Source organism: Butyrivibrio hungatei (genome assembly GCF_001858005.1).
Classification (GTDB): Bacteria; Bacillota; Clostridia; order Lachnospirales; family Lachnospiraceae; genus Butyrivibrio; species Butyrivibrio hungatei.
The window spans coordinates 830,714-856,143 of the sequence record NZ_CP017831.1 but is presented as its reverse complement, the minus strand read 5'-3'; the positions used below and the strand labels follow the sequence as shown (position 1 = coordinate 856,143).

Below are 25,430 nucleotides of genomic sequence, written 5' to 3'. Positions count from 1 at the left end.
ATCCAGAGTAATACCCTGTAATGTTTACGAATTAGTAGTTCTTGTATCCAACTTCCTGAAGCTTCTCATCTTTTTTGACAACGCTGTCTTTGAGAGATGCTTTATAGTCTTTGAGCTTTTTAAGAAGCTCCGGGTCACTTGTTGCAAGGATCTTGGCTGCCAGTATTCCTGCGTTGGCACCACCATTGATCGCTACTGTAGCTACAGGGATACCTGTAGGCATCTGAACAATACTATATAAAGAATCACGGCCTCCCAGTGAAGTTGTATGCATGGGTATTCCGATAACAGGCATTGGAAAGATCGCTGCGCACATGCCTGGTAAATGTGCTGCCATTCCTGCTCCTGCTATGATAACCTTAAAGCCCTTTTCTTCTGCAGTATTTGCATATTCAAAGAACTCATCCGGTTCTCTGTGGGCTGAGATGATGCGCATCTCGTAAGATATTCCAAGTTCTTCCAGAATATCTGCTGCCTTCGACATTACGGGCATGTCTGAGTCACTACCCATTACAATTCCAACTTTAGCCATTTCATTCCTCCATTTTGCAATTACAACTTCTAGTCCATTGTATAATAGCACAGCACAACATATTGTGCCACTTTTTTATCCCTTCATGGGCTTATTTAGCTCCTCGGTTCCAGGCAGTACAAACCTGCCGTTTTCAATGATCACGATGCTGGAACCATCCTTCCTTACAGCCTTGATCTGTCCAAGTTCATCATAAGGAATAGTTATATCTGTATGGCAGCTAAAATATGCCTTGTCAGGATCTTCTTTACGCTTTGCAGAGATCTCGTTTTCTCTGGCAATAATGCTCTTACCATCTGGATTGTAAGTCACGTTATCCTCTTCATATGAATAACATGTATCGCCCACTGCAAAATGTGGTCCGGTCTTTTCCGCAATAAGGATTGGAAGCTTATCAGCAATTCCATAATCCCTTGCAACCTGATATGCAGTTGTATTAGTTCCTATGGCAAATTCACCAATAGGAAGTGTCTTGTGGTTAAAGAGGATGTTATCGTTTATGTACTTGCGATTCTCCTCTTCTGAATCAAAGTTTGAACACTTGTAATCTGTGATGCAGCCATCTTTGAATGTGATCTCAAGGTTCTTGAAAAACAGTCCTTCAAGATAAACACCTGTAACATGGAGAACACCTTCTGTTCCTTTTAAAACAGGTGATGTGAACACTTCACCAACAGGGATGTTAACGTCTGCCACGCAATTTTCAAAGTTTGTTTCATGAGCTGGATCTTTGAGTTCATGAAGCACAACCTTCATATTGGTATGATTGTCGCCCATACCGGTCACTTCTACATATTCAGCTTCATCAAGTGCATCAATAAGTTTCTGCTGAATAGTCTGATAAAGCTTGTAATCAAGGGTATTGATCTCAACTACTCTGTCAAAGATCTCCTTGAAATTATCACCTATCTCAGGAACAGGGAATGCTATTATAGTAAAGCTTCTCTCTTTTCCGATGATGTAATCATTTACGATAATACTTGACTGGATCTTGTACTCACTAAGGAGCTTTTGCTGATTCTTGTCCAGATGAACCGCATCCTTATTAGGTTCTGGAGAAAAAGGCTTCTCGCCAAAAACCTCGATGACTGCAGGTCCTCCATATACATAAGCTTTTTCTTTAAACTTTTCACCTGCTGCCCTTACTGCCTCAAGTCGTCTGTTCACAAGCTGTGGATCGAGGAAAAGTCCGTCATCATCCTTGTGATCATAGTCAAACTGCTTGTTTGGTACAGCACCGTAGCATCCACCTCTTCTTGCACTTCCACCCATGTAAAAAGCGGACATCATTGCGCCATATATCGTGGACTTAAGTCCAATGCTTTCAAAGTTCTTAACTGCCTTTTGAACAATCCTCTCAAAGCCAAGCTGATAAAGAATAGAAGCTGTCTTTTTCTTGGAAATATCCTTGCCGGTCATCTCAAAGCCAATGCGATAGCCCTCTGTGAAGGTTGTTGCCAGCTTATCGATCTCTTCTTCAGAAAGAGAATTAAGATGCTCTGCTGCCTTTAGCTCATTATCTGTTATATACTCTCCAAATCTGTAGAGATATCTAAGGTCTGAAAGATCACTGTTCATGATAATGTCTCTGTAGTAGCTCTTATCCGGATCAACTAGCTGTCCGAAGCGGATAACACGCTCATCTTCGGCATAGTCACTGTAGAACCAATACATTATCTGTTTGATTTCTTCATAGGTTGGAAGTTTATCTTCTGAAAGAGCGCCGCTAAATGCTCCGTATATCTCAAGGAAAAGTTCCATTCGGATCACCATGTTGAACTTATCTTGTTCAAATGCACATGGTATAAGGGATCTCTCTTCAAAATAGAGAGTTGATAGAATCTGGCCAAATTCCTGACCGAGTTTTTCTTTTGCAAAGCTAGGATTACCGTAGCTCTTATGATAATTTTCTGGAAGAATATCACTGTAAAGCTCTTTATTTCTCTTTTGAAGGTCTGATAGAGAGTCTTTCTCCTTGCCTCCATTTGCTGCCCACACAAGGGTATCATCTATCATTAAAAGAAATCTTGCCACGAAGTTAAAGTAATCTCTAAAGACTTCATTTGAAAGATCTTCTTTTGCTATCTCAGCTATTCTTTCTATGGCAAGAGCGTATCTCTCATCGAGTATCTCTCCGCCTGTTTCAAATTCAAACATCAATTCATTATTCATAAAACACCTATTCCTAATAAAATAATAAAGATCACAAAAAGAAAGGCAATCAGGTTAAGGATGATCCCAAGATTTGGGAAAAGTTTGAAGATATCCTTCTCTGTTCTTGCCATTATTCCTAAAACTAATCCTATACACGAAAATATCGCCGCAACAAAAGCCGCTGCGGCGTATCTCATATTAGCCTGTCCTCCATTCTGATAAGAAAAGAAAACAGACAGAGCCAGTGCAAATACAGACAGTATCCCCAATACAGTAGACATGATACCCTTTTCAGGGTGCCTGTTATCAGTGAACATATATCTGTCACGTACTGGCTCAAGTTTTTTAATTTTCAACTTAATAGATCTAAATTTGCTCATTATATAATAATCTTTTTCCTGCTTCCAAGGAGCTTTGCTCCGCTGATAATAAGAAGAACTCCAGCAGCAATACCTGCTACTATTGAAATAACACCAAATGCGATATTAACTGCGCCTGTGCTACCTAATACTTTGTATGTATGCTCGTCCATTCGTAAACCTCCTACTTATCCTGATATCAGTTCTTGGCACCGTACTCAGCATAGTACTCGTCAATAGCCTTCTTGATGTCCTTGTTCAAAAGAACTTCACCATCAATTGGTCTGTTATAAAGATAGCTTACTACATCATCCATTGTAACAATAGCATGAGCACTAAAGCCATATCTTTCTTTGATCTCGTCAAGAGCGCTCATATCACTGTCCTGACCCTTTTCCTGTCTGTTAAGTGATACCATAAGTCCTACGATATCGCAATCTGCCTGTTCCTGAATGATAGGCACTGTCTCTTCGATAGACTTACCTGATGTTGTAACATCCTCAATGATAAGAACTCTGTCACCATCTCTAAGCTTTGATCCTAAAAGAATACCCTTATCGCCATGATCCTTGATCTCTTTTCTGTTGGAGCAATATCTGATCTCACGGCCATAGAGCTCGCTGATAGCCATTGACGTTGCTACTGCAAGAGGAATTCCCTTGTAGGCTGGTCCAAAGAGAACATCAAACTCAAGGCCAAATGTATCGTGGATAGCTCTTGCATAGTAGTTGCCAAGTTTCTTGAGCTGAGAGCCTGTTACATAAGCTCCAGCGTTCATGAAAAATGGTGACTTACGTCCACTCTTAAGAGTGAACTCTCCAAACTTAAGGACATTGCTGTCCACCATAAATTCAATAAATTCTTCCTTGTATCTTTCCATTTTATCTCCCTCCCATTACTTAGATGCAAGCGCATCTGCAATATCTTTTTTCATATCAAGAACAGCACATCTGGCTGCTTCACCGACTCTGCCGTCATTAAACTCTTTATAATTCTCACTCTTCCAGGCTGCGATGATGCCTCTTGAAGAATTAACGATAGCGCCAAGTCCATCTTTATTGAAGAAGTGTACCAGGTCTTTGCCCTTTCCACCCTGAGCGCCATAGCCAGGTACCAGGATGTACGCATGTGGCATGATGTCACGAAGGACTTTACCCATCTCAGGATATGTTGCCCCAACAACGGCTCCTACATTACTGTATGCGCCGTCCATAGACTCAAGTCCCCACTTTTCAACCTGTTCACCAACGTGCTCGTAAAGTGGGCGACCATCTATTATTCTATCCTGAAATTCACCACTTGATGGATTTGATGTCTTAACCAGTACAAAAATACCTCTGTCTTCCTTGTTGCAGACAGAAATAAAAGGCTTTACACCGTCAGAACCAAGGTAAGGATTAACTGTAGCAAAATCTTCGTCAAATCCTCTGTAAACCTTGTCACCAATCTTGGTACTACCAAGATGACCAACAGCATACGCCTCTGAAGTGGAGCCAATATCTCCTCTTTTGATATCACCAATTACTAAAAGCCCTTTCTCTTTACAGTAATCAACAGTCTTTTTGAAGGTAATAAGTCCTGGGATGCCAAGTTCTTCGTACATTGCAATCTGTGGCTTAACTGCTGGCACCAGGTCATAAATATTATCGATAATCTCTTTGTTGAACTGCCAAAACGCCTCTGCAGCTCCCTCTAAATTCTCTCCTTTTTCCTGGAAACACTTGGTCTTAACTGCTTCTGGAATGAAATCCAGCTTTGGGTCTAAGCCCACCACAATAGGTGCGCCTGTATTAACTATCTTGTCTACTAACTTAGAGATCATTAAAACGTATCCTTCCTTATGTTACTTGGCTCGATCTGCTCCTGAAGAAATCATCTATTGCCGTAGTCAGCTTTTCCTTTGGCATGGACTTAAGAAGGTATTTTTCAGGCTTGAGTCTGACAACCTTCATAACACTTTCCTTATCATCCTTGGCTGTAAGAAAGATAACCGGCAGGTGTTTAAGTTTTTCGCTCTCGCGGATCTCCTTGAGCACTTCAGGTCCGTTCATTACTGGCATCTCGTAATCAAGAAGCACCAGATCAACAGGATTTTGTGCTAAAAAGGATAATGCGATCTTACCGGAACTAGCCATATAAACATGGTATTTAACTGACAACCATGTTCTCATCATTCTGAGCATAGCACCATCATCATCAACAATCAAAATCTTTTTTTTGAGATTTTCATCGACTTCGCTAAATTCCATGACAGAATCAAGCTGTGCTGCAAGAAGCTGCACATCTAGAGGACGAAGGTACGTCTCCTGAACCTTTTCTTTGGCAATATAGGTCTGAGCTAATTCGAGCTCTTCATTATTACCTATAAGATATAGCATAAAACGTTCTGAGTCTATAGCTTCATTAAGATATTTAAAAAGATCTACATAATCTTTTGTCAGATCGCCCAAATAAAGCAGATAGATCCTGGGTTTATTTTCAATCTGTTGAACATACTGTGGCAGTGGACTAGCACATACTACAGAAAAGTTCTCCTTTTCTAGCCCCTTTACTATAGCACCTACCATAAAGCTTTTTTCTTTACCAATAAGAAGTACGCTTTTTTCCATTAGGTATCCCTCACAATCCGAACTTATTATTACAATATCCTTAAAAGTCCATCCCTGTCAACTGCTGCCAAAAGACGTTTTACATCGTGGTATTTGTCGGCATATTCCTTAGGTATCTGGTACTCATCAAGCATATTCATAATGTCATCTGCACTATCAAAATAAGAAGCAGCAACAAATTCCTTCATAGAAAGGAATGCTCCCTCAAGCTCCTTAGGATCGATCAGTGGTTTATCGCTATTATCCTCTTCAAACAAAGAGTCAAGCTTATTGATATAACTTCTGTATTGTTCGAGAAGCGAAGGTGTCAGTTTCTCGATCATTTCTACATCTTCTTTATTTCCGCATTCCTCCAGATACTCTGCTTTATCGGCAAGATCCAAAGCTCCTATGGCTCTTGCAGAGCTCTTAAGGCCATGCACATATATTGTATAGTTTTTGTAGTTCTTTTCATTAAAATATTTTTCAATAAGACCGGATCTTTCGTCTATGGCAAGTCTGAAGTCCTTCATTACCTCTTTTGCCACCTCAGGAGAACCGCATCGTGAAATAGCAGTTTCAATATCAATGCCATTTATCTTAAGGATGTCCTGCATTGCCTCTTTTTCTGTTTCCTGCTTTGGTGCTGTATCTTCTACGTAATCCTTGTCTCCAGGTTTTGTAACCTTATAGGAAGGCAGATAGCTCATTATCATCTCTTCAAGCTTAATCGGTTCTACCGGCTTGGACAAATAATTTGTAAAGCCTTCTTTATAGTACATTTCTCTGGATCCAGATACTGCATTTGCAGTAAGGGCAATGACTGGAACCTTTTTGTTTAAATTCTCCGGCATCTCTTCCATGGTGTGGAATGTCTGGATTCCGTCCATCTCAGGCATTCTGTGATCAAGGAATATGACGTCGTATTTATTCTTTTTGACAAGTTCAAGAGCCTCCATACCGCTGGTAGCTGTATCCACCACTATCTGTGTCTGTTTTAAGAGTCCCTCAACAACTGTAAGGTTTGTTCTAGTATCGTCTACTACCAGTATTCTTGCATCCGGTGCATGGAAGGTCTCGTGGTACTCATGGGTGCTCTTTGCTGCATTTTCAAAGGCTTTTACTATATCGCCAACCGGCTCCGCATCCACCACTGTCTGTATTATGGTAAAAGAAAATTCCGAACCTATTCCATATTCACTCTTAACCGAAAGCTTTGAATCCATAAGGTTAAGAAGGCTGTTCACAATGTTTATTCCAAGTCCGGTACCTTCAATTGTCCTGTTTCTCTTTTCATCAATCCTCTCAAAGGCCTGATCAAGCTTTTTCATATCCTCTTCTCTGATTCCTATGCCTGTATCAGTGACGCTCACAGCAAGAGCTATCTTCTCTTCATAGGAGTCTTCAGGATTTTCAGCTAATACTCTTTCATACTTCATATCCAGGGTAACTGATCCTCGCTCAGTGTACTTGATAGCGTTTGTTATAAGGTTTATGATACACTGTTTGATCCTGACTTCATCTCCAAACAGGATGTGAGGAATATTCTCATCAACAATGAGCTTGAGTTCAAGGTGCTTTTCGCTGGCTTTGATGCTGGCCATATTGATTATATCGTTGATAAGAGACCTTATATCATACTCTACAGGTATGATCTCCATCTTGCCCGCTTCGATCTTGGAGAAATCAAGGATATCGTTTATAAGTGCCAAAAGAGTCTTACCAGAGCTTTGGATATCATTGGCGTATTCAAGGACCTTTTCATTGGTGCTCTCTCTAAGGATCATCTCGTCGAAGCCAAGAACTGCGTTGATAGGCGTTCTGATCTCATGGGAGATGTTAGAAAGAAATCTAGACTTAGCCTCATTTGCGCTCTTTTCCATATTGAGCTGGTCTTCAATGTTCTGCCTTGTTTTAACAAGTTCAATATATTCAATAAGTCTGTAAAAGGTCAGATCTACTGCATGATACAAATCCTCGATCTCATCATTGGTATCAATTTGAAGTTCATGTACTTCACGCACTTTTTTATCAATATCTATATCTTTTGAATTATAGATATCAGAAACTGCCTTAGACAGTGTTCTTATAGGCTTTGCTATTCGTCTCTGGGCATATCCATTTACAAATACCGCCAGAGGTATAACGATTATGGATATGAGCATAGCAAGTTTTACACTAAATTCCGAGCTAAGGACTTGATAATTAACACTATCTCCCAACTGCTCAACAAAGCCATCAGAATCGGCAGTACCGCCTTCCAGAACCTCGATGCTGACCAGACTTTCGAGCTTTTCGGCGTTTGTAGCATGTTCCCAGGATCTTTTTTCCAAAGAATTGTTAATGGTCGAATTAGCAACCTTCATAGTGGGAATAAGTGTATTAGAAGCAAGTTCAGCTGAGATTCCAAGAATGATTGCCTCAAAAACGATGATCCTCATCACTACTGATCCAATCTTGGACCTGCGCTCAACTTCGTATCTTTCATCTTCACTTAATAACTCCGGTCTAACATAAAACTTTCCATTTCCCAAAAGGAGTTTCTTTTCCGGAGAAAGCTTTTTGAATGTCAGATAAACAATAATGCAGCCAATAAGACAGCCTGGTGCCTCATTAAAAAAGTATGTTACATAATAACGGAATGGAACTGATGGCACATCAATTCCCGATAAAAGAAACAGGAGGATGCCCCAGAAATCTCCACTGATGAGCTGCAAGATAACAGACACCAATAGAGTTTTATAAATATTTGAAAAGAATCTTTTTCTGGCCAAAAAATCCACAACACAGGCCATAATAAGGTAAACGAACACAAGATATGAAAAGCTACTGTATACGATCGATCTGTACAAAAAGACCAGCAGCACGCTGACCATACCGGGAACAGCTCCGCCTAGAGCTGTCACCGTTATGATCGGTATGTATTTGAAAGCATAGAATATACCAGCAAAAGCCTGGTTCATGTCTTCTACATGAAAAATGTGCTTACTATAAAAGATAGTAAGAATAGACGAGACACCTATCATGCATATCTGAACATAAACCGATAATGGTACTTTCTTCATTCTTCTCATTTAATGTCCATCCCTGTGCATTGAAAACTTGTCCATTGGGTAATTTTTCAGGTTATCTAACACTTTTCTTTCATCTGCCTTAGCAAGAAGCGTTTCTCTTGCCTTATTTATTTCTGAAATATCTTTATGCTTTGATGGTCCTCCTACACATCCTCCCGGGCAAACCATACCTTCTATAAAGTCTTCAGGCAATTTGCCAACCTTTAATAATGTGAGTGCCTTCTTACACTCAGCTCCTCCCGCTGCGCGAAGAAGTTTTATTCCGGAAGTATCTTCCCCTCTCTCCTGCATGCACTCTATTACAGCATTTGCAACGCCGCCGCTTGTGGCAAAGCGCTTACCCCATATAGATGATTCCTGATATTCATCAGTGATCGGTTCAAAAGAGATATCTTTTGATCTCATCAGTGCTCTAAGTTCGCCGTAGGTCACAACATAATCTGCATTTCCAGGAACTGACTTATCCTGAGCCTCTGACTTTTTAGCGATACAAGGTCCTATAAATACTGTTACGCATCCTGGCCTTGTAGCCTTTAGATATCTAGAAATAGCGCACATTGGTGAAACTGTTGTGGACATGTTGTCTCTGTACTGCTCTGGGAAATGCTTTTTTAGCATATTGATAAATGCTGGGCAGCAGGATGTCGTCATCTTGCGGCCGCTGTTGTATGCTTCGCTCCACTCTTCAGCTTCATAGGCCGCCGTCATATCTCCGCCAAGTCCAACCTCGACCATATCAGCAAAGCCAAGCTTTTGAAGTCCTACCTTTATTGAAGCCATGGAGATATCTTCACCAAACTGACCTTCCGTAGCTGGTGCACACATTGCAATTACTTCCTTGCCTGCCTTTATCTCTTTTATGATATCAACCAGGAATGTCTTACTTCCAATGGCCGCAAATGGACAACTGTGAATGCAGTGACCACACTGAATACATTTTTCTTCATCTATCTTACAGTAACCATATTCGTCGTAAGTAATAGCTCCAACAGGGCATGCCTTCTTACAAGGTCTCTCCAAATGAACAATAGCACTGTAAGGACAAGCATTGGCACACATTCCACATTCCTTACACTTAGCCGGATCAATGTGCATATGGGTATCACCTGGAGTGATGGCTCCAAACTTACAGGAGTTAAGACAAGCCTTACCCATACAGAACCTGCAGTTATCAGTAACTGAATAAGCTGCAATAGGGCATTCATCACAAGCTGGATCTATAACCTGCACTATATTAGTGGAATCCGGATTGTAAGACGGGCTTTTGGCCATAGCCAGTCTGATCCTCTGCCGTACAATCTCTCTTTCTTTGTAAATACAGCACCTGTATGAAGGCTTAGGTCCGGGAATTATCTTTAAGATAAGTTCCTCGATGTGCTCCGGATCGTTTTTGCCTTCCCACTCCAGTCTGCACACCTGCTCCATGATATTATGCTTGAACCTGTTCATACTTACGTCATTTGTTACCATAAGAACCCCCCTGCTCTCTTACAAATTAACTACTCTGCCAAAATCAAAGCCTTCGCCGCTATGTGACGTAATAACCAAAGGGCCAGAGCCCTGTTTATCTCTTATATATCTGATGGCCTCTTCTTTACTCTTTTCATCAAGTCCTGTAAGCGGCTCATCCATTATCAATATGTCATTTGGAATACAGCAAGCTCTTACAATGGCTACTTTCCTTCTTTGCCCCCCAGAAAGCTCTCTTACTGGCTTGTCCAAAACCTCTGCCGGCAGAAGTTTTTCAAGCTCTTCTCTTGCTGTTTCCTTAAATATCTTGTGACTTACCATTGTCACATTTTCAACTGCCGTAAAATCATCGCAAAGCCTGTCTTCCTGAAATACAGTTCCTGACACGATATAAGGATACTTGTAATCACCAAGGAGCTTCACGCTTCCTTCATCCGGCTTATCAAGTCCAAGGATTATCCTGATAAGTGTTGTCTTACCGCAACCCGAAGGACCCGTGATAATGTAGCTGTGCTCTGATTCAATATCGAGACTAAAGTTATCCAGGACCTTTCTGCCATCAAAGGTCTTTGTAACGTCTTTTACCTCAATAGTCATGCCTTGCGCCCTCCCATAACATGTAATAACAGTAGCAATATCTTTTCACAGATAAAAGAGATAACTACTATCGCAATGGTCCAGGCAAAGAGCTCACCTGTCTCAAGGTATATCTTGGCGTTGTAAAGCCCATTTCCTATTGTTTCAAGGGGCTGCCCGATGACTTCAGCGGCAATTCCGCTCTTGAACGCCATTCCAATTGCCAGTTTAAAAGAACTCTTAAAAAACGGTATGAGCTGTGGCAAGTAGATATATCTGATAACATTCCCCTCAGGCATTCTGAAGGTGTGTGCCATTTCAAGCAACTTGTGGTCTGTTGCATCAAATCCCTCAAGCGTACTGACATAAATGATCGGAAAGACCACCATAGCACTTATAAAGATAGAAATATTGCTGCTTCCAAGCCAAATGAGAAGAAGTATAACAAAGCTTGCTACAGGCACTGTCTTTAAAAGCCCCACGATTGGTCTTGCAAAATCTCTTACAAGCTCCTCCTTGTAAGCAAGGAATGAAAATACAATTCCAAGAACTGTTCCTATCACAAATCCCAATAATATGTGTCCAAGGCTGCTGCCTACAGACGCCCAGAAGTTTTCGCTTCCTGATAGTTCAATTAACTTTTGCAATGTCTCAATCGGACCTGCCATAAGGATCTTATTATGTATGATAATTGCCACCAGCTGCCAGATAACGATCCAAAATAATACTGGCAAAGCCTTTTTGATTAGTTTTTTCACCCTGATGTACTCGTTTCTTTTGTTATGTTTTATATTTCTAGCCTTATTGGCTCCAATGCTTACTTATGATTTATCATGCTTGCAAGATATCCGGCGCCAAAACCATTATCGATGTTCACCACGCTTACTCCGCTTGCGCAGGAATTAAGCATTGATAAAAGAGCTGCAAGTCCTCCAAAAGCTGCGCCATAACCTACACTTGTCGGGACAGCAATAACCGGGCAATCCGCAAGTCCGCCGATCACACTTGCAAGAGCTCCTTCCATTCCTGCAATAGCTATGATCACGTTGGCGCTCATGATCTCATCCATAGCTTTTTTGTTGATTAGTCTATGAATGCCAGCTACACCAACATCATAGAGCCTGACTACTTTATTTCCTAAAAACTCAGCTGTCTTTGCAGCCTCTTCTGCAACAGGAATATCGCTTGTTCCACCCGTTGCTACAACTATCCTGCCAATGCCTTCAGCTGTATTTACCTGCTTACCTGCAACGGCCACCTTACTAAGCTCGTCATATGAGAAGTCTTCTATTTCACTTGTCATATTCTCTTTGAAATATTCAGAAGCTTCCTTACTCATGCGAGTGATAAGTACTCTTTCCTGACCATGAGCTAAGAGCTTTTTTGCAATCTCAACTATTTGCTCATTAGTCTTACCCTGACCATAGATCACTTCACCCTGTCCCTGACGAAGACTCCTGTGAAAATCCGGTCTGGCAAATCCCATATCTTCAAATGGCGCTTCTTTTAACTTGAGAACAGCCTCTTCTATGCTAGTTTCTCCGTTCTTTACTTCGCATAAAAGCTGCTCAATATCTTTCTCTACCATTAACCTAATTCCTTTTTACCGCAAAGTTTCCACTAATAATATTTTATCATAATAGAGAACACAAAAACATCCACATTATTGTTATTTTGCGGTATGCTTCCGCGGTGTTTTCCCTCTTGTTTTCCCTCTTGTTTTCTCTCACGGCATGTCATTTTCCGTATTTCCACATTTAGACATGCCATTATCTTGTTTTTTTCTTCTTATCAGCATGCCTTATCCTCATATTTCACAAATACACATGCTTTCTTTTCTTCAAACGTCAATTTTGGGCATGCCTTTTTCTACTTTTAACCCTATAAGCATGCCGTCAGTCCCTCCCCCCGAGTTTCTTTTTCCTCCCTGCACTCCTTTATTACCTGCACTTCTCCAAAAAACTTGTTTGCAGGTAACAACTACCGCTACTCCACCACTCCCCGGTCCTCTTTCTTTACCTGCAATCTCTCATAATACTTGTTTGCAGGTAACAACTACCGCCACTCCACCACGCCCCGGTCCTCTTTCTTTACCTGCAATCTCTCATAATACTTGTTTGCAGGTAACAACTACCGCTACTCCACCACTCCCCGGCTCTCTTTCTTTACCTGCAACCTCTCATAATACTTGCTTGCAGGTAACCCATGCCCTAAAATCCCCTCTCTGCCCCTCGGCAGAGTGCCTCCTTGTTCTGCTTAACTACTGCATATCAGCCGGGAGGGGCTTGTCAGCCCCAAAGCCGCGAAGCGGTGCGCCTAGCGCAGGGTTGACTAGCACCGGAGGGCTGATAAAGTAGTTGACGCAGAACAAGGACCACCGCGAAACAAACACACTTCTGCCCTCACCCCTAAATCGAGTAGGCTGACTCCTACTCGATTTCGCACACGAACATTCCGCACTTAGTGCTCCATGTTCTTACGACCGGCAAATGAATTTGTATGCAAGCATCCATTCGCTTGCCGGTCTTGTGCAACAAAAAAGCCCCCTGCGCGCTAGCACAAGGGGCTTCAATCAGCTCAACAGCTATCTTTAATTCAAATGGAACACATGCTTTCCAAGGAATTTTCCTACAACTGAAATGATAGGTCCCAGGAACAATGCCATAAGTATGATTCCGATATTTGGTGTTCCGCCAAACATGATTCCAATAACAATTACAAGGAAATCATAACCAATTCTGATAATGTAATAAGGCACTTTAGTAAGTACACGATCAGAAATGATCTGTGGCATGGCATCGTAAGGAGATACTCCCATGTCTGCATTGATATAAAAGGAAACAGAAATGATAAACAAAAGCAATGCCAGGGCAAAGATCACTGCTCTTGAAGGAAATTCTGTAAAATAACGCTCTGGTATAGTCTTATCCCAAAGCCATCCAAAAAAGTCGGCGATATATCCAATAAATACCATGTTTGCAATGGTTCCGAATCCGATACATTTCTTGCCAAAAAGAATAACAATAACAAATAATACTGCATTTAATGCAAGCTGCCATGTTCCAAACAAGATTCCAAGTTTTCTTGAAATAGTAAGATTCATGAAAGTACAAGGATCTGTTCCAAGGTCAACCTTAATAAGGAATGAAAGAAAGAATCCCATAAGAAAAACGCCTATAAGCATAACAACAAGACGTTTCATAAAGTCAGGAGTCTCAAAATACTCACGCAAAAATTTTTTAACTTTGTTCATATAACCTCTACTTAAATAATTTATGATCAATTACTCTGCTATATGCAGTGCCCAGTAATTGTTTTTGTAATTGATGATGACTGGAGCATTTACAAAAGCTTCATCGCCGATATAACATCTGTCAGCTTCTTTATCGAAGGTGTATCTCCTGCCTTCACTATCATGCTCATTGATATATTCAAGTGCCTGATCAAGTGTCTCATCACCTTTACATAAATGAATGTTCATAACATTTCCTTTCTTGTCTTCTTGCCAATGAGTTAGTATACCATAAATATTCCAAAAAAATAGTCCATATTTTTATCAAAAAATAGCAAAGAAAAGCTGTTAAAGAATTAATCCTTAACAGCTTATTATCCATATTCAGTTGTAGTTTTTATCTCACACTCTTACCTTAACAAAGGCAACAGCTTTCTTTTCTTCTGTTTGCTCTTTTCTGCGTACCAGGTCAGTTGTATGAACTGTATACTCTGACTGATACTCGTCATCACGCAGGCCATCAGCTCCGAGCAAATCAAGAGCTTTAAATTTGCCGTATGATAAGTTCTGCTCCTTTGCCTTGATAGCATCAGTCATGATCTCTATGCAGCTCTGACTCATGCCTGTTTTAGTCTTTGCGGAACGTCTCATTATTTAATTCCTCCATCTCATAAGAAATATTTTTTCATTAAATGAACTGACGAACCAGGAACAATTTATAACGGCCCCTCAACCTATTGTGTCCTGAAACCAAAAAATCATTTAATGGGTACATTATATACCTAACCCCTATGAAATGGTAGATACTTTATCGAGTTAAATTATTAAATTTTTATTAATTGATTTATTGAAAATTAATTTCTAATTGTTTATTTTTGCACTCTAATTCGCTCATCTCCAGCAAGGTAGTTTAAAAGCGCCTGTCTTGCGTGTTCTTTGTCGGTTGCCTCAACGCTAACGGTAAATTGATAGGTATGTTTCTTGTGACCGCCAGCCTGTTCAAGCCTTTCAGCCTCTGCAATAGACTTATCCCTAGTATCTTCGCTTGTCATCTCCATAATGTCTTCGATAGCGAATTTAGTGAACATCTCTCTATACTTCTCTTCCTTGAGATATTCATTTATCAGTGCAAGTGTATTTCCAAGATTCAGATACTCTCTGTGAAGGAAGGTCTCAAAATCAAGCATTTCTTCGTTTGCTTCAGCATCATCATCCTTCCATTCCATTTCCTTGTTCATCATTTCCTGTCTCTTTTCAGGATTCTTTTGCTGCCAGTCCATAATGTACCATTTCCAGATCTGCAAGCGCTTCCTGTTGGTCTCTTCGTCGCTAAGTTCAGCCATCTTCTGAATAGCATGTCTGACGCCTCTTGAAACTAGCGCATCTGTAGTATTCTTGACTTCGTAATTGCGGCTTTCAACTACAATCTTCTTGGCTGTATTTTCGATAGTAAGTCCCAATGTGTCATGAGACAAGCTTCTCAAATACAGAGAGTAATCTCCATGACGCGCAATAACAACAGGCCTTTCAGAAAGAATAGAATCTCTAAACTCTTTGAAAGACTTAAGCACGTCATCATTCTGAATGTAGCGAAATGTCCTGCTCATTACTTAAGATACTTCTCCATAAATTCTTGTATTCTACAAGGCCTGCCAAAGTAATATCCCATCACATCTGATATTGGATATGCACTGGCCATCTTCTCCGTCTCTTCATCCTCAATTCCAGAAAAGCAGGTTCTGATATTAAGCCTGTGAGTGAAACCTGTAATAGTCTCTACCATGTATTTGGTGGTAGGATTATCCTCCATTCCTCCTGTAAGGGAAGGTGCAATATTTATCAGGTCAATAGGCAAATGCCTTACAAGATCAAGAGTTCCAAAATCCGAGACATCCAGCCCGATCTTGAGTCCACAGGACTTCAAAAATTCTACCTGGCTCTTTAAATGTTCCATTCCAAGCTGCCTGCTGCTCTGAGTCAGCTGCAGATATAAGCCGGTTGCCGGATATCCTATTTTTCTTAAAATGTCGATCAGTGTAGTTCTAAATTCTGACCTTTCAAGCTGCATGAAGGCCAGGTTTACACTTAGGAAAAAATCTCTTTTACCTCGTCTGATCTCGAGTGCATCCTTAAGTGCGTTTTCCAATATCCAGTTTCCAAGTAAAAAGAACACCGGATCCTGCTCAAGCCATGGCACAAATTCTGAAGGTGCCACTTCTCCGAAGGGCTCTCTTTCCCATCTGACAAATACTTCCATACCAACCAGATTCTTACCTGCAGCTGAAAAAATGGGCTGATATTCAAGGAAAAAGCCTCCAAAACCGTTAAGCACGCTATTTCTGATAGCATCAACAAGCTCTATATTGCCCCTGTTGGTATCAAGCTGGTCATTGTTGTAAATGATAAGATTGCCATGTTTTTGCGTCTTGGAATAGTCAAGGGCATATTTAGCACTGGTGTATATGGCATGTTCATCAACGGTAGTATCTGTGGCGCATATTATTCCGCCGCCGATCTCAGCTCCAACCTTCTTGCCATTTATCTTCAGAGAATCTCTGGTAAAGGACCTCATTCTGCCATAGAGTTTTTTCAGCTCCTCGATGTCCATCTGCCTGGTGACATAAGCAATTATAGTACCCTCGCCTCTGTAAGCCTTACCACGTCCATTTCCCTCCTGGGTAAGCTTAGTAGCCATAGCTCGAAGGATACTGTTACCTATCATGTATCCATATCGTCTGTTGACATCACTAAAATCTATAAAGTTTATGAGAAGGATAGAATAAGGCGTTCCTGCTGCCTTATACTGTCTCATCTCATTTAGCATTTCATATTGATTTGGTAAAAGAGTAATTGGATCATTATTGTCCACAATACCCTTATTGATTATTGAACATGCATAAAAAACCGGTTTGCCCGCATAATCCTTGATAACAACTCCTCTGCAGGCACAGATCACATACTCGCCATTTTTGTTCTTGGCTCTGTACTCGATATTTGGATCTGTCTTAACCCCTGAGTAGAACTCTTTTATATACTCAGCATACTTGTCTCTGTCATCAGGATGAATCCTGTTTTCCCACACAGAAGCTGCATTGTATATGTACTCTCCAGTAAGTCCAAAGTAGTCCACTGCATTCTGTGACCACCTGGAGATATTCTTTTCCATATCAAAAACGTAGACATATCTACTTCTTGAAGTTACAGCAAAGGTATCAAAGATTCTGTTGATGGTTTCATAGGTTCCGCCCATTAGCTGCCCCGTTTCTTGATGCTTTTATTAGTCGTTTGTTGTTGTACATAGCATCATCAGCTTTTTTCACTACATCCTCAAACTTTGTTCCATCCTCTGGACAGCGTGCATAGCCCGCACTTATGGAACCACGAAGTGTAATATCCCCTATTACTACATTTCTTGCCACATTCTGTCTCATACGAGAAATAACATTCTCATAAAATCTCTTGTCATGGGTTCCATGAATAACTACTACAAATTCATCGCCGCCAATTCTAAATGCTCTGTCCTTTTCTCTAATGCTGTTCTGAAGTCTCTTGGCTACAATATTAAGTAGTGCATCGCCAGTCTCATGTCCGTAGGTATCATTAACTTTTTTGAAATCATTCAGATCTATAAAGATCAGGCCATATGGAAGCTTCTTTTTGGATAATTCCTCCATGTGCTCCTGATAACTTCTAGGGTTATAAAGATTAGTAAGAGCATCTCTATAAGACATAACCTCAAGTTCCTTGGTATTAGCCTTAAGTGAAGAGAATGCTGCCATATTAAGAGCAAACAAAATGCTGATGATCAAAATGATTCCAAAGGCAGACAATATCTCATAAGCCTCCATCCAGTTACCCAAAGGAGACAGCTCAAGAGTCCAATATCCACCGCCTACTGTGCTGATCATAGCTTCAACAGGGGTCGCAAGAGCTTTTTCTGAATACTCCATGATGATCCTGCTGTCGCCTGTGATGACATCGTTGCCGATCAGCTTGTACTCATAGCCTTCATCAGCTATTCCGCTAATATTCACATCAGAAAGAAAGGACGAAAGACTAATGGTAACTGAGGCAAATCCCCAAAAGTCCCCATTATTTCTGCCATCCCCAAGATAAATAGGCCTCCTGATGATGATGCCATAGCTGCCATCAGGAAGTTTTACAGGCGCCAGTATTATTCCAACACCTGTCTGTTTGCTATTGTCTAAATACACCCCTTCAAAATTATCATCGAAAAGATTCTTTCTCTCCGTATAAGCACTCTGAAGTGGGTATACATAAGTTACGATTCCACCAGGAGCAATGGAAATATCTACAACATCAAGATAATCGTCAAATAAAGCTTCTCCAACCTTGTAGAATCTCTCCTGCGTCAGGGCTCCGTTAGCATTTTTAACTTCAATCTCAAGGAGTCTTGTTATGTAATCTCTATTCTTGATCTCAGCTTCTATACGATTAGCAATATTTCCTGCCATAAAAGCAGCTCTTTCTCTTCTGGTTGAAGCAACTGAGCTCAGATAGATAACACCAATAACAGTTGTGGCAATAAGAGCTAATACAAAGGTCACAAGACCAATTGTTATACTACGCTTTTTTGACATCATTTCCTCCATGATAAAACGATTCAACGTAATTAATTATACCATAATTACAGGTAATTAAAACTCAGCCCTTATTTACTATTTCTCTTTCAACTACAAATTCAGAATCCTTGATAGCTTCAAGCACTGTTGTGGCATAATCGGAACTACTTAAAAGCGCAGTAGTTGCATAGCTTTTGTCCTTAAGTGCCTGATCCTCAAGGTTCTTAAAAAGAGTCTCAGTTGTGGTACCACTCAGACCTTCAGAAGTATTCCATGAAATCTTTGCTTTGTTATCCTTGCCAAAAAGATCTGCATGAACTCCGCCGTTTTGCGCATTCTCTCTTATCTTTTCAATGGATTTTCTGGCCTCTGATCCTGTAAGGACAGAGATATAGTGCTTGATATCCAGCTTGATCCACATAACGATAGCCAATACCAGCATAATAAGAGACATTGCAGCCATTATAATTGACATGAGATTGTAAAACTCAATATTACTCATATTTTTTCCTTATCTGATCACTTTCCTACCTGATCCAGCGCCTGCTTTGCAGCCGTGAAGTTTCTCTGTGTCTTGCTTACAAGTTCCTTCGTACTATTAGTCAGGTCATATCTGGTCAGAATATCCTCATCAATATGTGCTAAAAGAGTATCCATCTCTTTTGACATCTCATCATAAGTTACACCTGCTTCTATAAACTTAGCAGCATTATTATATATCTGAGCAGCAACCTCCCTATAGATCACAAGGGCTGTTGTGGGGTTATCCACTTCTGCAATATTTCCATCAGAAATAGCCACAAGATCATCCCAGTATTCTCTGTAACTTATAACCTTGTCTCCACTTTTGAACTCAGTACCGATCGATGAATAGTACTGACAGATCTTGCCAAGTCTAAAAGCTCTTTCCTGCTTGTCTTTTGAAAGTCCACCATTGTCATTTACGATCTGAAACCACTTTGCAGCAAGCTGCTTGTTGCCAACATCGTCATAGCAATAGAAATATGCGATACCAAGTCTGTAGGCCACCTCAGAATAAGCCTGCTTGTTTGTTGATAGCGCACCCTCTACTGTAGTCTTGCCTACAGGTGAAATAAGTATCTTTCTAAGCTCTTCATCCTCTTCCTTTGAAAGGATATCATCAGCCAAAAGAAGGTTATCGATCAGCTCAAAATAGCCATCCACATCCGTTGGTTTTTCTGCTATAGCCTTGGCATACAGGTTCGCCGCCTCGCTTTCATCAGCAGTACCCTTTGCCTCAGCAATATAATGCTGATAATAAGCGTTAGCAAGCTTTCTGCTCTTTATCTGGAAATTAACGCTAAGTGTTGCAGTGAAAAGAGAAAGCACAATAATTGCAGCAAATATGAGAACACTTATCTTAGCTTCCTTTTTATATCCTTTTTCAAGTTCCCTGTAGTTCTGAAGATCATACATGACTTCAGCGCAGGAATTGTACCTGTCATCAGGATTACTCTGAACGCACTTGCTGATGATGTACTCAAGTCCTGGTGAGAGCTGCTGATTCCAGTATCTGATTGGATAGAACTCATAAGGTGGTTCACTTGGGTTGTGTCCTGTTACCAGATGATACAGTGTTGCGCCCAGGCAAAAGATATCTGTCCTTGCATCAGTCTGTCCCATTCCGCCAAACTGCTCTGGAGCAGCATATCCACGAGTTCCAAGGTATGATGTATCTCCAGCCTTGGCCTCTTTATACTCTCTTGCGATACCAAAATCAATAAGCGTGATAGTACCGTTTGGTCTGAGCATAATATTTCCAGGCTTAAGATCTCTGTAGATGATAGGAGTCTTTCTGGTATGAAGGTACTCTAAAACCTCGCAGAGCTGGATACCCCACTCGATTACATACTCCTGTGGTTGCGCACCCATGTGTTTGAGCGCTTTTTCAAGAGTATTACCCTCAATATAATCCATTACGATAAGAAATCCGCCATCCTCATCAATAACATCCACAATACTGGGCAAAAAAGGATGTGATAGCTCTTTTAACAGATCTGTCTCAGTAATAAGACTCTGTCTGACAGTCTGGTAATTAGCTACTGCATCCTTCCTAACTTCCTTTATAGCCCAGGGCTTATTAGCCCTTTCATTCATAGCCAGGTACACTGTACTCATGCCACCTTGCCCGATGACACTAAGCACTTTGTACTTGCCGCCTACTATACTTCCAATCTCTAACATAGCATTCCTTTATTCTATACAAATGTTTATAACTGAAATATTATCTTTTTCGCCTCTTTTTTTGAGTATCTCAACTAAACGATCGAGGTTTTTTTTCATATCATCTTCTGTGGCACTACCTGGATGAGAAAGGCAACTGTTAAGTTCGCCTTGCGTAAGTCCTCTCCAAAAGCCGTCTGAACATAGAACAAATTCCTGTCCTCGTTCTATCTTGCCTCTTACCATCTGAGGTTTTACATTCTCTGATACTCCAAGGCACTGGAGAAGCACACTCTTTTGTGGACTATTCTCTGCTTCCTTAGCAGTCATCATGCCTTTGTCTATCATATCCTGAACAACGCTCTGATCATGGGTTAAAAGAACTGTTTCTCCATTAGAAGAGCCATAAACTCTGGAGTCTCCGATGTTCATGATGACATATTCATCACCAATGACCAATAGGGCGACCATGGTAGTTCCAAGCATGCATCTATGCTGATTGCCATAGTCCAATATCTCGGCATTAATATCTAACGCCAAAGTTTGCCATCCACGAATTATCTCAGATATTATATCAAGAGTTTCTGTTCTATCAAGTCTTTCTGTAACATTTTTATGATACAGGGTCATAGGCAGCCCTTCAACAAACCATTTTCCCATGAGTTCTACGGCTTTTGCGCTTGCAACTTCTCCCTGGGTAAGTCCACCCATTCCGTCGCAAAGAACACCCATAACTATCTTGCCGTACTGTGCAGTACTTGCCACCTTAACCATAGTAGAATCCTGGTTAACCTCTTTAGTTGTGCCTTTATCTGTTGTGATGCTTATTTTTGTATCCATAAAGCCTTCCGATGTCATCTTTTTCTAAACATCAATATTCCGGCGCCTGTCGCAAGTCCTGCGCCTGTAGTACTAAGAACAATAATCAATGCTACATATGCACCCTTGGTCACTCCCAGCACTTCTGGCAGACCACCATTGCCGTCATCTCCTGAGCCAATAGTTTCCTTGGTTGAAACTAAAATTCCATTGTAAACAAGAGTTTCCTTGTTTCCTGCCATATCCTCAGAAATGATAGTAACAGTATGTGTCTCATCTGATTCATTAATTGTCGCGCTTACTGTTGAACCTGCCTGAGCAAGCTCTTCGCCAGAATAATTCTGAACAATCTGTCCATCAATATAGACCGTCAGCGATTTAACACCCATATTATCAGTTACATCAACTAAAAATTCATGAGCTGATTCTTTATACTGCTCGCCTTCCTTAAGGCCAACAGTTACAATACTTGGTGCTGTTCTATCTACAGCAAAGGTTATCTCTGCATCTTTTGACTTATTATCCTGAGTATTGGTAGCTCTATCCTCTGTGTAAACTGTTACTGAATAAACGCCATCAACTTCAAAGTTTTCCTTAGGAATTGTGTATGTATAAGTCTTCCAGGTAGTATCTGAACCCTGCTGACTAACTGTATAATCTCTATCCTTGGCAAGCTCGATGATATCTCCATCGCGAGTTAAGTTAACATCTTTGTATGTAAGAGTATCTACATTGATCTCAGTTATGGTCACATCCTTTGGATCATTAATGTAGTATTGATCATTGAGGACTTTTGTTCCATCACCAAGAACAAATACAGAACCAAAGCGGTTTACAGAAAACACAAGTTCCTCTTTGGTCTCATTTCCAGCCATATCTACAACAGTTGCCTCAAGAACGTAGAGATCATCCATTTGTTTTTCGTGAGCAAAGTCACTAAATGATGCGACAAATCCATTCTCTGTAGGCTTTACCACACTTCCTGTCTGAACCGGTCCGTTGTTTGCACCTGTCAATGTGACCTTTGTTGCTTCCATATCCATGTACTTGTCTACATAGGATACTGTAGGCGCAACTGTCCCATTATTAGCTGAGAAATTAGCTACTCCTTCAAAAGAAACTTCTGGAGCAGTCTTATCGATCACAAAAACATCTGACATATAAGTCTCAGATACGTTTCCTGCAAGGTCTGTACACTTGATAGTGTATCCGTATGTTCCATCCTGGTCAAAGGTCATATAACCAGTGCTTAGATCTTCTGTAGTAGCAAATCCTGTGATCTTTGGAAGTGTTCCGCCATCTTCAACCGGCTGAATGCCCACTTCTACAAGCTTTCCGTCAAATGAAAGATCTTTTACTCCAACTGTAGCAATTCTGGTGTCTTTGAAGTACTTCTCGTTATGTCCTTCTTCCTTGTCATAGGTAACCTTAATTTCTGGGGCTGTCGTATCTACTACAAACTCATCTTCATGGAGAACTTCTGAGCTATTGCCAGCCTTGTCACTACATCCAATATCAAAGGTGTAGACACCGTCTTTATTAAATTCAATTGTCTTTTCATAAGTAAAAGTACCAGTCTGTGCCCATTCGCTCTCGTTGGCAGTGCCATACTTCTGCTCTAATTTAGGTTTAGAAGCCTCCTGATCAAATGAAAGATCCGTAACTGTAATCCTGGCTGTTCTTGCCTTGTTATAGTACTTCTCATTCATTGGCTCGTTGTTATCGATCTCCATCTCAACATCTGGAGCTGTTGTATCAACAGTAAATCCCGGGTCTTCTACAGTAGATGGTCCATTTCCGCAAAGGTCTACAGCTTCTACAGATACCTGATATATGCCATCACCCTCTGTTACAAAAGAAAGTTTCCAATCTTCCTGTCCCAGTTCGCCCTCAAACTCTTTAAGTTCAGTTGTCTGTTCGCTGCCGTCAATGCTTATCTTTTTAACCTTAACTACTGAACTTTCAGTATCAAGCCATCTGTCCTTGATATTTACTGTGATAGTTGCATTTGAATTAACGTAAGTCTCATTTTCACCTGCAGGATCACCAAAACTATACTCTACATTTACTTCAGGGGCTGTCCTATCTATCACCAGATATTTTGTCCTGCATGAATTTCCATGTCCCATCAGGTCTTTTGCTGAAGCATAAATAACATAAACGCCGTCTTCATCAGTGCTATAGCTGTATTCCAAACGAGTAACAAGATCCATGCTGCCTAGGTTTGCAAGATATTCCTCAGACTCTGCAGTCATAGTTGGAACCAGTATCTTAGCATCATAAAGAAGCTCTTCGCCTTCTGGCTTATCAAAAGAAACAGAATCTTCATCTATGTCAAAATCAGTTATAGTAACTGTTCCCTGAATTCCATCCTGGAAAAACGCATAATCTTCACCTGCGTCCGGGTTCTTGATATTGTCGATTGCGATCACAGGCCCTGTCTTATCAATAACAAATTCGCCTTTGCCATCTTCAATCTTGCCCTCTGAACTGTAGGCTACATTGCCGGCATTATCAGTAAGAGCTGTGACTTCCAATTCATATACAGTTTCTGCACTGGTATCCAGTGTCTCTGTAATTACATAGTACTGACTGGATCCTTTTGCATTTTTATTATCAACTGTTCTAAGGTCATCTTCGCTAACAGACTTCTCTTTTTCTGTTCCATTTACTGTATAGGTCACAGATTTGAGGCCGCTAAGAGTAGCACAATCGCCGTTAGCATCTTTATCATCGCAGTTTGCAGGAACAAAAATAAGAACGTCTACTTTTCTGTTAAAAAAGCTCACTACCTTTTTACTCAGTTTTTTGAGTAGATTTTTTTCATTCTCTACAGTTTCTGCTTCAACTGTAACAACAGCTGTTGGGGCGGTGTTATCAATACTGCAGCTAAGAGTTCCAATCTGCTGCGATGCTTCATCTCCGCAAAACTTGTAGGCTACCACATAATCAGATTTGCCTTCAATGTTTTTAACATTTGCTTTTGCTGTGAGCTTATAGATTCCGTTTTCATAAGACTTCTGAACATCTATCGCATTTGAATCTATGTCTGAAATGCAAACTGAATCCAGTTCTCTTACCGTCTGCGCTGTTACAGTGATCTCCGGAACAGCTCCTCCATTAGCAGACACAGAATACCAGTCTCCGTCCGATGTAACAGAAATAGTTATATTACCCGCATCCTCTTCCGCATTATAATAACAGATTCTTCTATTTACTGTTATTTCTGAGGTATTACCAGCATTATCAGTTGCACGGATTCCTTTGATCTCGTAGTTACGATATGCATTTTCTTCAGGAACCCATGAATATGTATCTTCTATATTTTCCTCTGCCTCCATTAGGGCAACAGAGTCATCAGCAAAGACAACATAAACTTGGTTTGCATCAACCCCAGATGCATCATAAGACTCATCTTCTGGTTCAAGGTCCTCTACCTTGGCTAAAATCTCAAGTGGGCATTTTGAATCGGCATAATAAACTGTCTGGCTCTGTGAGTCTGTAAAAGAGCTGGCATTCCCAAAATTTACATCAGAAATAACTGGAGCAGCTTTATCCTCAACAACAGGTTCTTCTTCAGGCTTTTTTTCTGGTTCTTCCAGTTCTTCTACCTTTTTTTCTTCTTTTCCTGTTTTCTCAACAGGCTTTTCCACTGGTTTTTCTACCGGTTTTTCTTCTGGGTTTTCTATTTTTTTGTCATCAGCAGGTTCTTCAATTGGTGGATTATTATTTGGATCTCCGCCATTTTCTCCTGCCAATACAAAGACAGTAGCAAAATTGCTCCATAATATGATTGGTATAGCGCATACCAAAATAAAACCTTTACAAAAAGGCGACCTATGTCCCCGGTTCACTGTAG

22 protein-coding genes are annotated in these 25,430 nt (G+C 40.7%); all 22 read right to left on the bottom strand.

The features are described 5' to 3' along the window. Positions 1-31 precede the first annotated feature (31 nt). Positions 32-532: a 5-(carboxyamino)imidazole ribonucleotide mutase gene (purE, locus tag bhn_RS04215; protein ID WP_071175513.1), complete on the bottom strand. Its 501-nt coding sequence runs from the start codon at positions 530-532 to the stop codon at positions 32-34. Between the two features lie 75 nt (positions 533-607). Beyond that, a complete protein-coding gene (locus bhn_RS04210) occupies positions 608-2,704 on the bottom strand; it encodes an aminopeptidase (protein WP_071175512.1) in 2,097 nt (698 codons plus the stop codon). Continuing rightward, the gene (locus bhn_RS04205) at positions 2,701-3,042 is read right to left on the bottom strand and encodes a DUF6142 family protein (protein ID WP_236845962.1); all 342 of its coding nucleotides are present in this window, start codon (positions 3,040-3,042) and stop codon (positions 2,701-2,703) included. Before bhn_RS04205 ends, bhn_RS04210 begins: the two co-directional genes overlap by 4 nt. Positions 3,043-3,065: 23 nt before the next feature. Further along, a complete protein-coding gene (locus bhn_RS15795; RefSeq protein ID WP_176764343.1) occupies positions 3,066-3,218 on the bottom strand; it encodes a hypothetical protein in 153 nt (50 codons plus the stop codon). A gap of 26 nt (positions 3,219-3,244) precedes the next feature. Then, positions 3,245-3,925: an orotate phosphoribosyltransferase gene (pyrE, locus tag bhn_RS04200; protein ID WP_071175510.1), complete on the bottom strand. Its 681-nt coding sequence runs from the start codon at positions 3,923-3,925 to the stop codon at positions 3,245-3,247. 15 nt (positions 3,926-3,940) lie between these two features. After that, complete coding sequence (gene pyrF / locus bhn_RS04195) at positions 3,941-4,867, bottom strand: orotidine-5'-phosphate decarboxylase (RefSeq protein ID WP_071175509.1); 927 nt, start codon at positions 4,865-4,867, stop codon at positions 3,941-3,943. A gap of 16 nt (positions 4,868-4,883) precedes the next feature. Next, on the bottom strand, positions 4,884-5,654 hold the full coding sequence (locus bhn_RS04190) for a response regulator (RefSeq protein ID WP_071175508.1): 771 nt from the start codon (positions 5,652-5,654) through the stop codon (positions 4,884-4,886). A gap of 29 nt (positions 5,655-5,683) precedes the next feature. After that, positions 5,684-8,707, bottom strand: a complete 3,024-nt coding sequence (locus tag bhn_RS04185) for a response regulator (protein WP_071175507.1) — start codon at positions 8,705-8,707, stop codon at positions 5,684-5,686. Beyond that, a complete protein-coding gene (locus tag bhn_RS04180; RefSeq protein ID WP_071175506.1) occupies positions 8,708-10,177 on the bottom strand; it encodes a 4Fe-4S dicluster domain-containing protein in 1,470 nt (489 codons plus the stop codon). An 18-nt stretch (positions 10,178-10,195) separates the two neighbouring features. Next, on the bottom strand, positions 10,196-10,774 hold the full coding sequence (locus bhn_RS04175) for an ABC transporter ATP-binding protein (protein WP_071175505.1): 579 nt from the start codon (positions 10,772-10,774) through the stop codon (positions 10,196-10,198). Beyond that, positions 10,771-11,487: an ABC transporter permease gene (locus bhn_RS04170; RefSeq protein WP_083386059.1), complete on the bottom strand. Its 717-nt coding sequence runs from the start codon at positions 11,485-11,487 to the stop codon at positions 10,771-10,773. Before bhn_RS04170 ends, bhn_RS04175 begins: the two co-directional genes overlap by 4 nt. An 83-nt stretch (positions 11,488-11,570) precedes the next feature. Beyond that, positions 11,571-12,341, bottom strand: coding sequence for a nickel pincer cofactor biosynthesis protein LarB (gene larB, locus bhn_RS04165; RefSeq protein ID WP_071175503.1), 771 nt, complete (start codon positions 12,339-12,341; stop codon positions 11,571-11,573). Positions 12,342-13,343: 1,002 nt separating this feature from the next. Next, a complete protein-coding gene (locus tag bhn_RS04160; protein WP_071175502.1) occupies positions 13,344-14,006 on the bottom strand; it encodes a YczE/YyaS/YitT family protein in 663 nt (220 codons plus the stop codon). 30 nt (positions 14,007-14,036) lie between these two features. Then, on the bottom strand, positions 14,037-14,234 hold the full coding sequence (locus bhn_RS04155) for a hypothetical protein (protein WP_071175501.1): 198 nt from the start codon (positions 14,232-14,234) through the stop codon (positions 14,037-14,039). Between the two features lie 153 nt (positions 14,235-14,387). Then, entirely contained in the window at positions 14,388-14,636 is a 249-nt protein-coding gene (locus bhn_RS04150; RefSeq protein WP_071175500.1) for a hypothetical protein, read from the bottom strand. 218 nt (positions 14,637-14,854) lie between these two features. Beyond that, positions 14,855-15,592 (bottom strand): hypothetical protein, encoded by a 738-nt coding sequence (locus bhn_RS04145; RefSeq protein WP_071175499.1) that lies wholly within the window; start codon positions 15,590-15,592, stop codon positions 14,855-14,857. Beyond that, a complete protein-coding gene (locus tag bhn_RS04140) occupies positions 15,592-17,235 on the bottom strand; it encodes a sensor domain-containing phosphodiesterase (RefSeq protein WP_071175498.1) in 1,644 nt (547 codons plus the stop codon). The genes bhn_RS04145 and bhn_RS04140 overlap by 1 nt, the downstream gene beginning before the upstream one ends. After that, positions 17,219-18,589: a diguanylate cyclase domain-containing protein gene (locus tag bhn_RS04135; RefSeq protein WP_161487293.1), complete on the bottom strand. Its 1,371-nt coding sequence runs from the start codon at positions 18,587-18,589 to the stop codon at positions 17,219-17,221. The genes bhn_RS04140 and bhn_RS04135 overlap by 17 nt, the downstream gene beginning before the upstream one ends. Positions 18,590-18,650: 61 nt before the next feature. Then, positions 18,651-19,070: a hypothetical protein gene (locus bhn_RS04130; RefSeq protein ID WP_071175496.1), complete on the bottom strand. Its 420-nt coding sequence runs from the start codon at positions 19,068-19,070 to the stop codon at positions 18,651-18,653. Between the two features lie 17 nt (positions 19,071-19,087). Beyond that, the gene (locus bhn_RS04125) at positions 19,088-20,773 is read right to left on the bottom strand and encodes a serine/threonine protein kinase (RefSeq protein WP_071175495.1); all 1,686 of its coding nucleotides are present in this window, start codon (positions 20,771-20,773) and stop codon (positions 19,088-19,090) included. A 9-nt stretch (positions 20,774-20,782) separates the two neighbouring features. Continuing rightward, on the bottom strand, positions 20,783-21,592 hold the full coding sequence (locus tag bhn_RS04120; RefSeq protein ID WP_071175494.1) for a PP2C family protein-serine/threonine phosphatase: 810 nt from the start codon (positions 21,590-21,592) through the stop codon (positions 20,783-20,785). Positions 21,593-21,606: 14 nt separating this feature from the next. Beyond that, positions 21,607-25,425 carry a hypothetical protein gene (locus bhn_RS04115; protein ID WP_161487292.1) on the bottom strand — a complete coding sequence of 1,273 codons (3,819 nt, stop codon included), beginning with the start codon at positions 25,423-25,425 and terminating at the stop codon, positions 21,607-21,609. Positions 25,426-25,430: the final 5 nt, after the last annotated feature.

Excerpts from the sequence above, each read along its gene's own strand:
- purE (WP_071175513.1), bottom strand. The coding sequence starts at position 532 with ATGGCTAAAGTTGGAATTGTAATGGGTAGTGACTCAGACATGCCCGTA.
- bhn_RS04210 (WP_071175512.1), bottom strand. The coding sequence starts at position 2,704 with ATGAATAATGAATTGATGTTTGAATTTGAAACAGGCGGAGAGATACTC.
- bhn_RS15795 (WP_176764343.1), bottom strand. The coding sequence starts at position 3,218 with ATGGACGAGCATACATACAAAGTATTAGGTAGCACAGGCGCAGTTAAT.
- pyrE (WP_071175510.1), bottom strand. The coding sequence starts at position 3,925 with ATGGAAAGATACAAGGAAGAATTTATTGAATTTATGGTGGACAGCAAT.
- pyrF (WP_071175509.1), bottom strand. The coding sequence starts at position 4,867 with ATGATCTCTAAGTTAGTAGACAAGATAGTTAATACAGGCGCACCTATT.
- bhn_RS04190 (WP_071175508.1), bottom strand. The coding sequence starts at position 5,654 with ATGGAAAAAAGCGTACTTCTTATTGGTAAAGAAAAAAGCTTTATGGTA.
- bhn_RS04185 (WP_071175507.1), bottom strand. The coding sequence starts at position 8,707 with ATGAGAAGAATGAAGAAAGTACCATTATCGGTTTATGTTCAGATATGC.
- bhn_RS04180 (WP_071175506.1), bottom strand. The coding sequence starts at position 10,177 with ATGGTAACAAATGACGTAAGTATGAACAGGTTCAAGCATAATATCATG.
- bhn_RS04175 (WP_071175505.1), bottom strand. The coding sequence starts at position 10,774 with ATGACTATTGAGGTAAAAGACGTTACAAAGACCTTTGATGGCAGAAAG.
- larB (WP_071175503.1), bottom strand. The coding sequence starts at position 12,341 with ATGGTAGAGAAAGATATTGAGCAGCTTTTATGCGAAGTAAAGAACGGA.
- bhn_RS04160 (WP_071175502.1), bottom strand. The coding sequence starts at position 14,006 with ATGAACAAAGTTAAAAAATTTTTGCGTGAGTATTTTGAGACTCCTGAC.
- bhn_RS04155 (WP_071175501.1), bottom strand. The coding sequence starts at position 14,234 with ATGAACATTCATTTATGTAAAGGTGATGAGACACTTGATCAGGCACTT.
- bhn_RS04150 (WP_071175500.1), bottom strand. The coding sequence starts at position 14,636 with ATGAGACGTTCCGCAAAGACTAAAACAGGCATGAGTCAGAGCTGCATA.
- bhn_RS04145 (WP_071175499.1), bottom strand. The coding sequence starts at position 15,592 with ATGAGCAGGACATTTCGCTACATTCAGAATGATGACGTGCTTAAGTCT.
- bhn_RS04140 (WP_071175498.1), bottom strand. The coding sequence starts at position 17,235 with ATGGGCGGAACCTATGAAACCATCAACAGAATCTTTGATACCTTTGCT.
- bhn_RS04135 (WP_161487293.1), bottom strand. The coding sequence starts at position 18,589 with ATGATGTCAAAAAAGCGTAGTATAACAATTGGTCTTGTGACCTTTGTA.
- bhn_RS04130 (WP_071175496.1), bottom strand. The coding sequence starts at position 19,070 with ATGAGTAATATTGAGTTTTACAATCTCATGTCAATTATAATGGCTGCA.
- bhn_RS04125 (WP_071175495.1), bottom strand. The coding sequence starts at position 20,773 with ATGTTAGAGATTGGAAGTATAGTAGGCGGCAAGTACAAAGTGCTTAGT.
- bhn_RS04120 (WP_071175494.1), bottom strand. The coding sequence starts at position 21,592 with ATGGATACAAAAATAAGCATCACAACAGATAAAGGCACAACTAAAGAG.